Source organism: Humibacter albus DSM 18994, assembly GCF_000421825.1.
GTDB lineage: Bacteria > Actinomycetota > Actinomycetes > Actinomycetales > Microbacteriaceae > Humibacter > Humibacter albus.
In genome coordinates this window covers 194,499-207,505 of the sequence record NZ_ATXT01000015.1, presented here as the reverse complement: position 1 = coordinate 207,505, position 13,007 = coordinate 194,499, and the positions used below count along the sequence as shown (strand labels likewise).

The following is a 13,007-nucleotide window of genomic DNA, read 5'->3' as shown; positions in this document are numbered from 1 at the left end:
TTGCGACCATACAACTATTGTAAAAGCGCAAATAGCACGAGCCGTGAACGGGGTGGCCTTCATGCAGGTGGTCGTTTCCTGATGCCGAGTGCGATCCTCCTCGACCTGGTGAACGGCGCCCACTCGGCTCTGCTGAGCGCGGGTGGCGGCATGGGCGGTGGCGGCATGGGCGGCGGCGGCATGGGTGGCGGCGGCATGGGCGGCTCGGGCGACAGCCCCCTGTCGATGAACGGCCCGATGTGGATGCCCGACAAGCCCTACACACTCCTCGGCCTGTTCGCATATCACCCGCAGCCCATTCCGATCTTCCCCGTGCTCGGCCTCGTGCTCGCCGCGCTCTACATCGCAGGGATCGTCGTGCTGCACCGACGCGGGGACAGGTGGCCGATCGGTCGCACGATCTGGTGGATGCTCGGGGTCGCCACGCTCGAACTGATGACGGTCACGGCGCTCGACGGCTACGGCATGGACTTCTTCAGCGTGCACATGTTCCAGCACATGGTGATGGGCATGCTCACGCCGATTCTGCTCATGCTCGGCGCCCCGATCACCCTGCTACTGCGCTCGCTGCCCGCCACGGGCGGCAAACGGAGCCCGCGACGTCTGCTGCTGCTGTTCCTGCACTCGCGATTCGCTGCGGTGGTGGCCAATCCCGTCGTCACGGTGCTGCTGTTCCTCTTCAGCCTCTACGCCCTGTACTTCACGCCCCTGTTCGACTGGCTGATGAGCACTTGGTGGGGCCACAACCTGATGCTCCTGCACTTCCTCGCCATCGGATGCCTCTACTTCTGGGGCATCCTCGGTGTGGATCCGTCTCCGCGTCGCGGCGGAGGGCTGATGGGCACATTCTCGCGACCGGTGGTGCGCATCGCCGAGCTGAGCGCGACGGTGCCGTTCCACGCGTTCTTCGGCATCGTGTTCATGATGGCGACGACCGTGATCGTGAAGTACTACTCGACCACGCTGCCGTGGGCGTCCTCGACGCCGTTGTCCGACCAGCAGACCGCGGGCGGCATCGCGTGGGGGTTCACCGAGCTGCCGACTCTGCTTCTGCTCGGCGTGCTCTTCCTGCAGTGGCAGCGCAGCGATGCGCGCGCGGCGCAGCGCCAGGCTCGTCGTGTCGAACGGTTCGGAGACGTCGACCTGGATGCCTACAACGCGTCGCTCGCCGCTCTCGCCAAGCAAGACGAGGCCCTTTCGAGGCCTGACAGCGCACGATGACCGGCGGTCCGCTCGTCGCCTATGCGTTCGTCGTCGGGCTCACCGGCCTCATCAACCCTTGCGGCCTTCCTCTTCTCCCCGCCTATCTGACGTTCTTCGTCGACGACGTCGAACGGCCGTGGCCGACGCGGCTGATGAGTGCGCTGCGGTCGGGCGGATGCCTGAGCGTCGGCTTCGTCGCCGTGTTCGCGATCGTCGGGCTCATCGAAGCGTCGTTCGCCGCGGCCGTCGGTGCCTTCGCGCCGTGGCTCATGCTCGTGGTGGGCGCTGCAATCGCGGTGTTCGGCGCGCTCGCGCTGTTCGGCAAGGCACCCTCACTTCGCCTGCCGGCTCTGACGTTCCGGTCGGGGCGAGGCACCATCGCGATGACGGGCTTCGGCGCCGTCTACGCGCTCGGATCGCTCAGCTGCTCGCTGCCGGTGTTCGTGGCGGCCGTCGGCTCGGTTCTCACTGGCACGAGCCCGCTGCTCAGCGTCGCCGTGTTCGTGGCGTACGCGCTCGGCATGGGGTTGTTCGCGACCGCCGCCTCGGTGATCGCCGCATTCGGCGGCGCCGCCGTGCTGCGCGTGTTCCGATCGGCAGCACGGATTCTGCCCCGTGCGGCGGGTGCCGTGTGCGTCGTCGTCGGCATCTACCTGCTGGCCTACTGGGCCCACGCTCTGGGTGCGCCGGATGCCGCCGCTCCGATCGTCGGCGCGATCGATGGCCTGCAGTCGTCGGCCGTCGCGTGGCTCGACGCGTGGTGGCTGCCGGTGGCGGCGGCGTGCTGCCTCGCGGTGCTCGCTGCCCTGCTGGCGTTGGGGGCGGCCGGAGGTGGGCGGACGCGCGCTCACTCGAGCGGGGCATCCCTACGTCGGACAAGAGAAGGAGAACGTGAACGATGATGCCTAGCGACCCTGGGCCCACTGACCCGAGGCACGCAGACCCGAGGCACGCAGACCCGAGGCACGCAGACCCGAGTGCCGCCGATCGCACAGGCACGCCGGCGGCGACGCGGGTGCGCAGGCGGTGGCCCTTCATCACGGCGGCCGTGGCCCTCGTCGCCATCGTGGCCGCGGTGATCACCGTGGGAGTGCTCATGCCCGGAGCCGGCGCGACGACCCAACAGAACGACTATCAGGGCAGGGCGGGCATCAACAAGCCGACGGCCGATCTGCTCACCATGGACACGCTCTCCAGCGACGGCACCGTGCGCGCACCGAAGTTCGCGCTCACCAACGAGGACGGGAGTCCCCTCACCCTCGCGCAGTTCAAGGACGACGTCGTCGTGCTGACCTTCAACGATGATCAGTGTGCCGACCTCTGCGCCCTGTTCGCGCAGGATGTGATCGCGGCAGACCACGACCTCAGCGCCGCGGCCCGCAAGCACGTCGCGTTCGTCTCGATCAACGCCAACCCGTACTACCCCTCCACGGCCGACGTGCAGGCGTGGACGAACCAGCACGGCCTCGCGCACCTGAACAACTGGTACTACGGCACGGGAACACCGAAGCAGCTCGCCGCCGCCGCGCACGACTATGCGGTGAACATCCAGTTGGACCCGGCGACGAAATCCGTCGAGCACGGCACCGAGATCTTCATCATCACGCCGAACGGCACCGACGCCGACATCGCCGATTTCGGGACGCAGGATGCCGACACCGCGCCGTTCTCGCACGGTCTGGCTGTTCTGGCGAACGACGCCCTCCCCGCGTCGGAGCGGGGGCAGGTGGCAGGCAAGGACCTGCCGGCCGCGCTGCCGGGCGGCACCGGCATCGGTGACACGCCGTCGCCCGTCACCGGGCCTGCACTCCTCGACGGATCAGGCGACGCCTCGGGTGCGTCCGCCCGGGCCATCTCGAGCGCCTCCGACCACGGCCACTACACGGTGATGGACTTCTTCTCCAGCACCTGCACCGCGTGCGCCGGTCAGCTCGACGCAGCGCAGGCCGAACACGCCGAGCTCGGTGACAAAGTCGACTTCCTCGGCGTGGATGTCGACGACACGGCCTCGGCGGGAACGGCGGCGGCGAAGGAACATCACGTGACATACCCGGTACTGGCGGATCGCCAGGGAAAGCAGGCGGCCCGCTTCCAGGCTTCCGATCTGCCGTATACCGTGATCCTGTCGCCGAAGGGCAAAGTCCTCGTGCGGCATCCCGGTGTCTTCACCCAGGAGGAGCTCGATTACGTACTCCGCACCGTCGACAAGAAGCTTCCGATGCCCACCGACTGAATCGGCGGCGGTCCCGTCACGGAGGCGCCATGACTGATGCCGCTCTCACGACAGCGGACTTCCCGCTCTGGACGACGGTGGGCGCGTGGGTGCTCCTGGGCATCGCGGTGGCGTGTGCCGTCGTCGTCACTGTCGACGTCGTCGTGCGACCGCAGAAGATGGCGGTCATGGCTGCCGTCTGGCCGCTCGTCATGCTTTTCGGGAGCATCCTCTGGTTGTGGTTCTATGGCCGATTCGCCCGCGCGCCGCGTCGCGACCGGGATCAGCGGAACGCCCCGGCCTCACACGAGTCCGGCCACCGTCATGGCTTCGCGACGGCCGTCGCGATCGACACGAACCACTGCGGAGCGGGCTGCGCGCTCGGTGACCTTGTGGCGGAAGCGCTTCTGATGGTCCTGCCGGGGACTGCAGCTCTCGTGGGGCTCGGGTCGCTCTACGACACCCACCCGATCGCCGGATGGATCGTCGGAACCGTGCTCGCTTTCGTCTTCGGCATCGCGTTCCAATACTTCGCGATCGCGCCGATGCGGCATCCCGGCCTGCTCCTCGCCGTGAAGGCGGACGCCGCGTCGATCGCCGCCTGGCAGGTGGGGATGATCGGCACGATGGCCATCATCCAACTGGTCTGGCTTCCGTCGTGGCTCGGTGGATTCGCCTCGCCCGCCACTCCGCAATTCTGGGTGCTCATGCAAATCGCCATGGTCGTGGGATACGCCGTCAGCTATCCCGTGAACTGGTGGCTGGTGCGCAGTGGTGTGAAGAGCCCGATGTGAGCCCTGGCGCGGATTCGCTCGCTCCCCGCACGACCTCGCCTAGGCTTGACGGGTGAGCATGGAGATCGAGATCGGCCGCGCCAAGCGCGCCCGACGCGTGTACGCGTTCGATGATGTGGCCGTGGTGCCGAGCCGGCGTACCAGGGATCCGGAAGACGTGTCGGTGTCGTGGACGATCGACGCCTACACGTTCGAGATCCCGTTCCTCGCCGCTCCCATGGACTCCGTGGTCTCTCCGGCGACCGCGGTGATGATCGGCCGGCTCGGCGGACTCGGCGTTCTCGATCTCGAGGGCGTCTGGACGCGTTACGACGACCCGGAGCCGATCCTCGCCGAGCTGCGTGCTCTGCCCTCCGACAGGGCGACGATGCGCATGCAGGAGATCTACTCGGAGCCGATCAAGGCGGAGCTCATCCGTGACCGGCTGGCCGAGATCCGTGCCGCCGGCGTGACGGTCGCCGGTTCGCTCTCACCGCAGCGCACGCAGGAGTTCTACCAGACGGTGGTCGACGCGGGCGTCGACCTGTTCGTCATCCGCGGCACGACGGTCTCGGCGGAGCACGTCTCCAAAGGGCAGGAGCCGCTCAACCTCAAGAAGTTCATCTACGAGCTCGACGTCCCGGTCATCGTCGGCGGCGCCGCGACCTACACCGCTGCCCTGCACCTCATGCGCACGGGCGCGGCCGGCGTGCTCGTCGGGTTCGGCGGCGGCGCGGCGTCCACCACCAGGGCGACCCTGGGCATCCACGCTCCGATGGCGACCGCGGTCGCGGACGTCGCCGGCGCGCGCCGTGACTACCTCGACGAGTCGGGCGGCCGCTACGTGCACGTCATCGCCGACGGCGGGCTGGGCTCCTCGGGCGACATCGTCAAGGCCATCGCGTGCGGCGCGGATGCCGTCATGCTCGGCACCACGCTGGCTCGCGCCACCGACGCCCCGGGCGGCGGCTGGCACTGGGGTGCCGAGGCGCATCACCCGCAGCTGCCGCGCGGCTACCGCATGGAAATCGGCCAGACCGGCACGCTCGAGGAGATCCTCTACGGCCCGGCCCGCGTGGCCGACGGCACTGCCAACCTCGTCGGTGCCCTCCGCCGCTCGATGGCGACCACGGGGTACTCCGACCTCAAGGAGTTCCAGCGGGTCGAGGTCGTGGTGGCCCCGTACCAGAAGGTCGCGCGATGAGCGGTCGCGAGGCGATCGATCAGCCCTCCGGCCTGGGTCCGGAACAGCGCGCGGCCGCGATCGCGGCGCTGCAGGCCGAGGAGCTCGACGTGCTCGTCATCGGCGGCGGCATCGTCGGTGTCGGGTCCGCGCTGGATGCCGTCACGCGCGGCCTCAGCGTCGGTCTCGTCGAGCAGCGGGACTGGGCATCCGGCACCTCGAGCCGCTCCTCGAAGCTCGTCCACGGCGGCATCCGCTACCTGGAGCAGCTCGATTTCCGGCTGGTGCGCGAGGCGCTCATCGAACGCGGGCTCCTGCTGCAGCAGCTCGCGCCGCACCTCGTGAAGCCGGTACGGTTCCTCTACCCGCTGAAAAAGCCGCTGATCGAGCGCTTCTACATCGGCAGCGGCATGCTGCTCTACGACCTGTTCAGCTACACGGGGCTCCGGCCGCCGGGCGTACCGCATCACCGTCACCTCTCGCGCACCCAGGTGCGCAAGCTGGCGCCGTCGCTCGCGCCCGACGCGTACATCGGCGGCATCACGTACTACGACGCGCAGGTCGACGACGCGCGTTACACCGCCTCGGTCGCCCGTACCGCGGCGCAGTACGGCGCACACGTCGCCAACCGGGTGCGCGTCGAGGGCTTCATCAAGATCGGCGAGCGGGTCGTGGGCGTGCACGCGCGCGATCGCGAGACCGACGAGGTGTTCGAGATCCGCGCCAAGCAGGTCGTGAACGCCACCGGGGTGTGGACCGACGACACGCAGTCCATGGTGGGGGAGCGCGGCAAGTTCAAGGTGCGGGCATCCAAGGGCATCCATCTCGTGGTGCCCCGCGACCGCTTCCAGTCCGGATCCGGGCTTCTGCTTCGCACCGAGAAGAGCGTGCTCTTCGTCATCCCGTGGGGCCGGCACTGGCTGATCGGCACGACCGACACCGACTGGAAGCTCGACAAGGCGCACCCGGCGGCGACCGCAGCCGACATCGACTACCTGCTCGAGCATGTGAACGCCGTGCTGGAGGTGCCGCTCACGCGCGAGGACGTCGAGGGCGTCTACGCCGGGCTGCGGCCGCTGCTGGCGGGCGAGTCCGACCAGACGTCCAAGCTCTCCCGGGAACACATCGTGGCGCACGCGGTGCCTGGTCTCGTCGTGATCGCCGGCGGCAAGTGGACCACCTACCGCGTGATGGCGAAGGATGCCATCGACGCCGCTGTCAGCGCGCTCGACGGCAAGGTGCCGGCCTCTGCCACGGCCGAGATCCCGCTCGTCGGCGCCACCGGCTACCGGGCGGCGTGGAACAGGCGCGGGCGGATCGCGCGCAAGGCGGGCATCCACGTCTCGCGCGTCGAGCACCTGCTGAACCGGTACGGCACCCTCGCGCAGGAGGTGATCGAGTCGATCGCCGCGCGCCCCGAGCTCGCGGAGCCACTGCCCGGCGCCGACGACTACGTCGCCGCCGAGGTGGTGTACGCGGCGACGCACGAGGGCGCCCTGCACGTCGACGACGTGCTCGCCCGCCGCACCCGCATCTCGATCGAGGCGTGGGACCGCGGAGTCTCCGCGGCACCGGTCGTCGCCCGCCTGATGGGTGACGAGCTCGGCTGGGACGAGGATCGCGTCGAACGGGAGATCGCGTACTACCTGCGCAGGGTCGCCGCGGAGCGTGCTTCGCAGGAACAGCCCGATGATGCCTCTGCCGATCGGGTGCGCTTGGAGGCGCCCGACCTGGGCTGACCAGTGGTCGAATCGGGTGCGGAGGTCTCGAAACCGTAACGACGCGCATCCGGCGTCCTGACGCGGATCCGAACGACGCCCGGCCGTGGTGGGCGGTCGCAGAAACGTGCACGAGTGCACCGATCCGCACCGAATCTGATACGGTTCTGAACGGCCTTTCAGGCCGACAACCAGTCCGCGAACGCGTGAGCCTCCCGAAATCGGGGTGCCTGTGCGTGCGTATGGTCTGAGGATGTCCGATGCGGTCCCGACGATCGCGTCGCGACGCAACGTGAATCGCGGTGAGCCGTGGAGCCCCGCTTGATGGACGTTGTGCGCAGGCATTCCGACCCGGCCGTGATGTAGGAAAGCCGCGACCCGAGGCATCCGACATGCCTTCAGCGCGCGCTACGGAGACGACGTGCCCGAAACCCACGCAGTGGAAGCGTCCCATCTTTTCAAGGTCTTCGGACGACGCCCGAGCGACGTCGTCCGCCAGTTGCAGAGCGGAGCCACGCGCGCCGAAGTGGCGTCGAGCGGCACTGCCGCCGTGATCGACGCCTCGTTCGAGGTCGCCCGCGGAGAGATCTTCGTCGTGATGGGCCTCTCCGGCTCGGGAAAGTCGACGCTGATCCGCATGCTCAACGGGCTCTTGGAGCCCACGAGCGGCAGCGTGCGCATCCTCGGCACCGAGATCGCCGGCATCCCGGCCCGTGCCCTGCGCGACGTGCGCCAGAAGAGCGTGTCGATGGTGTTCCAGCACTTCGCGCTGCTGCCGCACCGCACCGTGATGGACAACGTCGCTTACGGCCTCGAGGTGCAGGGTGTGCCCCTGGCCGAGCGGCGCGAGCGCGCCGCCGCCATGGTCGAGCGCGTCGGCCTCGCCGGTTGGGAGGACAAGTTTCCTCGCCAGCTCTCCGGCGGCATGCAGCAGCGCGTCGGGCTGGCGCGCGCGCTCGCCGCCGACACCGACATCCTGCTCATGGACGAGGCGTTCTCGGCACTGGATCCGCTGATCCGTCGCGAGATGCAGGAGCAGCTGATCGAGCTGCAGTCCGAGCTCAACAAGACGATCGTGTTCATCACCCACGATCTCAACGAGGCGATGTTCCTCGGCGACCGCATCGCGGTGATGCGCGACGGTCGCATCGTGCAGGTGGGGACGCCCGACGACATCCTGACCGATCCGGCCAACGACTACGTCGCCCAGTTCGTGCAAGACGTCGACCGTGCCCGTGTGCTCACGGCCTCCGCCGTGATGGAGCCCGCCCGCTCGATGGTCACGGTCTCCGCCGGCCCGCGCGCGGCGCTGCGCACCATGCGCGACCTGCAGACCTCAGCCGCCTTCGTCGTGGGCAACGGCCGGGCGCTGCTCGGGGTTGTACGCGATCGCGACGTGATGAGGCTCGTGAAGCGCGGCGAACGCGACCTCACCGAGGCGATCGAGAAGGACCTGCCACAGGTCGAGAAAGACACCCGACTCGTCGACGTCTTCGAGTCGTCGGTGGAGAGCGAGCTGCCAGTCGCCGTCGTGGATGCCGCCGGTCGCCTTCTCGGGGCGATTCCGCGGGTCACGCTGCTCGCCGCTCTCGGCAATGTGCCGTCCAACACCGCAGAGCTCGCGGTCGTCGAGCCGCCTGCCACCATCCCCGTGGATGTCGTCACCGAGATTCTGCGAGGGACCACCGATTCGCCGGATGGCGAACTCGCCACGGAAGGAGGCGTGCGATGAACGGCTTCCGCATTCCGATCGGTGACTGGGTCGAGAGCTTCGTCGACGTCATCACGACCGCGCTCGGCGGGCTGTTCGACGTGATCAGCGCCATTCTCGGCGGGTTCTACGAGGGCGTCGACTGGCTGTTCGCCGCACCGCCGTTCTGGCTCGTCCTGATCGTCATCGTGGCGCTCGGCGTCTGGGCGCGCGGCTGGGTCTTCGGGATCGGCACCGCCGTCGGCCTGGTGCTCATCCTCGGCATGGACCAGTGGGAGAACACCATGCACACGATCTCGCTGACGCTCGTCGCGACGATCATCGCCGTGGCGATCAGCATCCCGCTGGGCATCTGGATGGCGCGTTCGCAGACCGCGTCGGCGATCGTCCGGCCCATTCTGGACTTCCTGCAGACCATGCCGGCGTTCGTCTACCTGATCCCCGCGATCATCCTCTTCAGCATCGGCGCAGTGCCGGGCATCGTCGCGACCATTCTGTTCGCGATCGCACCGGGCGTGCGGCTGACCGAGCTGGGCATCCGCGAGGTGGACAAGGAGGTGGTCGAGGCCGGCCACGCGTTCGGCGCCTCGCCGGGCCGTATCCTTCGCCAGATCCAGCTGCCGCTCGCTCGCCCGAGCATCATGGCCGGCGTCAACCAGGTCATCATGCTGTCGCTGTCGATGGTCGTCATCGCCGGCATGGTGGGCGCCCCTGGCCTCGGCAAGCCGATCGTGTCGTCGTTCCAGACGATCGACGTCGGCCTCGGCTTCGAAGCGGGCTTGAGCGTCGTGATCGTGGCGATTCTGCTCGACCGGCTCACGGCATCCCTGGGCCGTCCCCGTACTCATCGTCTGCTGCCGCGCGCCCGTGCCGAGCGCGTAGGCACGGCAGACGAGACCCCTGCCACCGAGGTTCCCCTGGAGCCGGGTGCAACGGTGCCGGTCGAAAGCTGACCGTCCGCCGTCCGTACCGCGGCGTTCGTCGCTCGCGGTGCGCCAACCCCGATCACCCCGTTCGCAATCGCGGGGTACGAAAGGAAACAGCATGAAGAAGCGTGCCCTCATGACCGTCGCCGCGGCGGCAGTCACCCTGCTCTCGCTGACCGCCTGCTCGGGCTCCGGCTCGGGCTCGAGCTCCGATGGCCCCGACAACGGCGACAAGGCCGATGTCACCATCGGCGTGTTCAGCGGCTGGGCCGAAGGCGAGGCCAGCTCCTACGTCTGGAAGCAGGTGCTCGAAGACAAGGGCTACGACGTCGACCTCGAGACCGCGACCGCGGGCCCGCTGTTCACGGCGCTGAGCAAGGGCCAGTACGACGCCACCTTCGACGTGTGGCTGCCCAACACGCACAAGGCGTACTGGGAGAAGTACGGCGACAAGCTCGAAGATCTCGGCTCGTGGTACCAGAACGCACCGCTGACCATCGCGGTGAACAAGGATGCCCCGATCGACTCGCTCTCGCAGCTCGCCTCCCACGCGAAGGACTTCGACAACACCATCGTGGGGATCGAGCCGGGCGCCGGCGAGACCGGCGTGGTGAAGGACAGCGTCATTCCGGCCTACGGCCTCGACAAGATGAACTTCGAGACCTCCTCGACCGCGGCGATGCTCTCCGAGCTCAAGCGCGCCACGAAGGACGGCGACAACATCGTCGTCACGCTGTGGGAGCCGCACTGGGCGTACGACGCGTTCCCGCTGAAGAACCTCAAGGACCCGAAGGGCGCCCTCGGCAAGCCGGACCACATCGACGTCGTCGGTCGTGACGGCTTCACGAAGGACTACCCGACGCTGAGCAAGTGGCTGAAGAACTTCAAGTTCGACGGCAAGCTGCTCGCCAACCTCGAGAACAAGATGTTCAACAGCGGTGCCGACGAGTCGAAGTACCCGTCGATCGTGAAGAAGTGGCTGGCGGCGCACCCGGACTTCGAGAAGTCGCTGACCTCGAAGTGAGCTGATCGCCACGTAATCGCTCTCGATTGATCGGTCACGACGTGATCGCTCAGGCCGCTGACACGTGAGCGACGTGACGTGCGAGGGGCGGGGTGCGCAGGCATCCTGCCCCTTCGCCGTTCGAGATGCTGTTCACGCTCAGCGGATGCCAGCGGGGCGGCGGGCCGCGGCGGCCCGGATACACTGATATTCGACGCAAACGCACGGGAGTCCTTGACGATGGTTGACGTTCGACGGGTGAAACTTCCCGGTGTCGGTGTGCTGCACACCTTCGTGACCGACGACGGCGGCAAGGTCGGCGTGATCGCGCACCGCTCCGGGCACTCAGACCTCATCACGTTCTCCGACAACGTCGACACCGCGAACGTCACGAAGGTGTCGCTGCGCCTGAACGAAGACGAGGCGCACACGCTCGCGGAGCTGCTCGGCGGCACTCAGATCACCGAGTCGCTGACCGCGCTCGACCAGATCCCCGGTCTGTCGATCGACTGGTTCACCGTGGACTACGAGGACTACATCGCCGGGCAGCGGCTCGGCAGTCCCGCCGAGATCGGCATGGTCGGTCTCACGGTCGTCGCCGTGGTGCGCGGTGACTCGACGAACCCAGGGCCGTCGGCCGACTTCAAGGTGTTCCCGGGTGACACGCTCGTGGTCGCCGGCTCACCCGAGAAGGTGGCGAAGGCGTTCACCTATTTCCGAACCGGAGAGGTGGCCAAGCCGGCTCTCGCTGACGCCCCGCCCGGGGCGTGACCCATGCCCGTCGCCGCCGCCGTGCCCGCCCTTCTCTCCACTCTCGGTGACGACGTCGTCGCTCGTGCCGCTGCTCATGCGACGCATCTGGATGCCCGCCTCACCACCATCCTGCACGCTCGCTCCCACGCGTCCGACAACCTCGCCACCGACCTCATGGTGCTCGGCGTGCTGTTCGTCATCGCCTACGCACTGGGGCGCCTCGGCAAGCTGATTCGCCTGCCCGCCATCCCGATCTACATGCTCGTCGGGCTGCTTGCGAGCCCGCACACCGGCTTCTTCCCACTGAACTTCGATTCGGCCGACATCGAACTGATCGCGATCTTCGGCCTGATCCTGCTGCTGTTCAATCTCGGCCTCGAATTCGATCAGGACGAGTTCTTCGGCAACGCAGGGCGACTGCTCATCTCCGGCGGCACGTACATCGTGCTCAACATGGGCGTCGGGTTCCTCTTCGGCGAGTTCGTGGGCTGGGGAACGCGCGAGGCGCTGATCATCGCGGGAATGGTCGGGACATCCTCGAGCGCGATCATCACGAAGATGCTCATCGAATTGGGCCGGCTGGCGAACAACGAGACGCCGGCCATTCTGGGCGCCACGGTGATCGGCGACGTGTTCATCGCCGTCTACCTGGCCATCGTCTCGGTCGTGCTGAGCGGGCGCACCGAGTTCTGGCCGGTGGTGCTGCAATTGAGCATCGCGGCCGCGTTCCTCGTTGTCATGTTCGGCGTCGCCCGATGGGGTGGTCGTGTCGTCTCACGGTTCTTCCGCACCCGTGACGACGAGCTGTTCACCATCCTGTTCTTCGGCCTCGCGCTGCTGTTCGCCGGCATCGGCGAACTGATCGGCGTGACGGACGCCATCGGCGCGTTCCTGATCGGCCTCGTGCTCGGCGCCACGCGGTTCTCCGGCAAGGTCGAGCGCATCTCGATACCGCTGCGCGACGTGTTCGCCGCCTTCTTCTTCCTGAACTTCGGGCTCGCCCTGAACATCGCCCAGTTCGGCAGTGTGGCGTGGCTGGTGATCCTCGCGATCGTGCTGACGATCGTGCTGAACGTGGTCTCAGGCGAGCTCATCGCGCTGTTCAACAAGATGGATGCCCGTGCCGGCCTCAACATCGCTGCCATCCTGATGAACCGCGGCGAGTTCACGCTGATCCTCGCCACGCTCTCGCTGGCGGCGGGGCTGGACGAGCGGCTGGAACCGTTCGCCGGTCTTTACGTGCTCATCATGGCCATCCTCGGACCCGTTCTCGCAGCCAACTCTGAGAAGATCGGTGCTGTCCTGATCCGGCCGCGTCGACGGGCGGTTCCGAAAGAGCACAACCCTGTTCTGGAGGAGGAGATCGCGCTCGTCGACGCCGCTACTCGCGGCCAGCAGTCGGAGGACAGCGAGGACGACCAGGCGACCCGTGAGGCGATCGACCGCATCGTCGACCAGGCGATGCGGCAGACCGATGACTCGGACACACGAAAGCAGAACTGAGATCACCACCGAAACCACTCCC

The 13,007-nt window shown here is 67.8% G+C and carries 11 protein-coding genes; all 11 read left to right on the top strand.

Going from position 1 to position 13,007, the window contains the following annotated elements; translation table 11 throughout:
- Window positions 1–81 precede the first annotated feature (81 nt).
- The 11 genes from H623_RS0110390 to H623_RS0110340 all read left to right on the top strand — a co-directional run bounded on the left by H623_RS0110390 (window position 82) and on the right by H623_RS0110340 (window position 12,985).
- Entirely contained in the window at window positions 82–1,221 is a 1,140-nt protein-coding gene (locus tag H623_RS0110390) for a cytochrome c oxidase assembly protein (RefSeq protein ID WP_022900875.1), read from the top strand.
- A complete protein-coding gene (locus H623_RS19220; RefSeq protein WP_022900874.1) occupies window positions 1,218–2,105 on the top strand; it encodes a cytochrome c biogenesis CcdA family protein in 888 nt (295 codons plus the stop codon). Before H623_RS0110390 ends, H623_RS19220 begins: the two co-directional genes overlap by 4 nt.
- Before the next feature lie 113 nt (window positions 2,106–2,218).
- Window positions 2,219–3,436, top strand: coding sequence for a TlpA family protein disulfide reductase (locus H623_RS0110380; RefSeq protein ID WP_022900873.1), 1,218 nt, complete (start codon window positions 2,219–2,221; stop codon window positions 3,434–3,436).
- Window positions 3,437–3,465: 29 nt separating this feature from the next.
- Window positions 3,466–4,209 carry a DUF4396 domain-containing protein gene (locus H623_RS0110375; RefSeq protein ID WP_022900872.1) on the top strand — a complete coding sequence of 248 codons (744 nt, stop codon included), beginning with the start codon at window positions 3,466–3,468 and terminating at the stop codon, window positions 4,207–4,209.
- A gap of 58 nt (window positions 4,210–4,267) precedes the next feature.
- On the top strand, window positions 4,268–5,392 hold the full coding sequence (locus H623_RS0110370; RefSeq protein WP_022900871.1) for a GuaB3 family IMP dehydrogenase-related protein: 1,125 nt from the start codon (window positions 4,268–4,270) through the stop codon (window positions 5,390–5,392).
- Window positions 5,389–7,110 carry a glycerol-3-phosphate dehydrogenase/oxidase gene (locus tag H623_RS0110365; RefSeq protein ID WP_026940206.1) on the top strand — a complete coding sequence of 574 codons (1,722 nt, stop codon included), beginning with the start codon at window positions 5,389–5,391 and terminating at the stop codon, window positions 7,108–7,110. Before H623_RS0110370 ends, H623_RS0110365 begins: the two co-directional genes overlap by 4 nt.
- 400 nt (window positions 7,111–7,510) lie before the next feature.
- The gene (locus tag H623_RS0110360; RefSeq protein ID WP_022900870.1) at window positions 7,511–8,821 is read left to right on the top strand and encodes a quaternary amine ABC transporter ATP-binding protein; all 1,311 of its coding nucleotides are present in this window, start codon (window positions 7,511–7,513) and stop codon (window positions 8,819–8,821) included.
- Window positions 8,818–9,753, top strand: a complete 936-nt coding sequence (locus H623_RS19215) for an ABC transporter permease (protein ID WP_084485894.1) — start codon at window positions 8,818–8,820, stop codon at window positions 9,751–9,753. The genes H623_RS0110360 and H623_RS19215 overlap by 4 nt, the downstream gene beginning before the upstream one ends.
- Before the next feature lie 91 nt (window positions 9,754–9,844).
- On the top strand, window positions 9,845–10,750 hold the full coding sequence (locus tag H623_RS0110350; RefSeq protein ID WP_026940205.1) for a glycine betaine ABC transporter substrate-binding protein: 906 nt from the start codon (window positions 9,845–9,847) through the stop codon (window positions 10,748–10,750).
- A gap of 219 nt (window positions 10,751–10,969) precedes the next feature.
- Window positions 10,970–11,500, top strand: coding sequence for a cation:proton antiporter regulatory subunit (locus H623_RS0110345; RefSeq protein WP_022900869.1), 531 nt, complete (start codon window positions 10,970–10,972; stop codon window positions 11,498–11,500).
- Window positions 11,501–11,656: 156 nt separating this feature from the next.
- Entirely contained in the window at window positions 11,657–12,985 is a 1,329-nt protein-coding gene (locus H623_RS0110340) for a cation:proton antiporter (protein WP_026940204.1), read from the top strand.
- Window positions 12,986–13,007: the final 22 nt, after the last annotated feature.

Excerpts from the sequence above, each read along its gene's own strand:
- H623_RS0110390 (WP_022900875.1), top strand. The coding sequence starts at position 82 with ATGCCGAGTGCGATCCTCCTCGACCTGGTGAACGGCGCCCACTCGGCT.
- H623_RS19220 (WP_022900874.1), top strand. The coding sequence starts at position 1,218 with ATGACCGGCGGTCCGCTCGTCGCCTATGCGTTCGTCGTCGGGCTCACC.
- H623_RS0110375 (WP_022900872.1), top strand. The coding sequence starts at position 3,466 with ATGACTGATGCCGCTCTCACGACAGCGGACTTCCCGCTCTGGACGACG.
- H623_RS0110370 (WP_022900871.1), top strand. The coding sequence starts at position 4,268 with ATGGAGATCGAGATCGGCCGCGCCAAGCGCGCCCGACGCGTGTACGCG.
- H623_RS0110365 (WP_026940206.1), top strand. The coding sequence starts at position 5,389 with ATGAGCGGTCGCGAGGCGATCGATCAGCCCTCCGGCCTGGGTCCGGAA.
- H623_RS19215 (WP_084485894.1), top strand. The coding sequence starts at position 8,818 with ATGAACGGCTTCCGCATTCCGATCGGTGACTGGGTCGAGAGCTTCGTC.
- H623_RS0110350 (WP_026940205.1), top strand. The coding sequence starts at position 9,845 with ATGAAGAAGCGTGCCCTCATGACCGTCGCCGCGGCGGCAGTCACCCTG.
- H623_RS0110345 (WP_022900869.1), top strand. The coding sequence starts at position 10,970 with ATGGTTGACGTTCGACGGGTGAAACTTCCCGGTGTCGGTGTGCTGCAC.
- H623_RS0110340 (WP_026940204.1), top strand. The coding sequence starts at position 11,657 with ATGGTGCTCGGCGTGCTGTTCGTCATCGCCTACGCACTGGGGCGCCTC.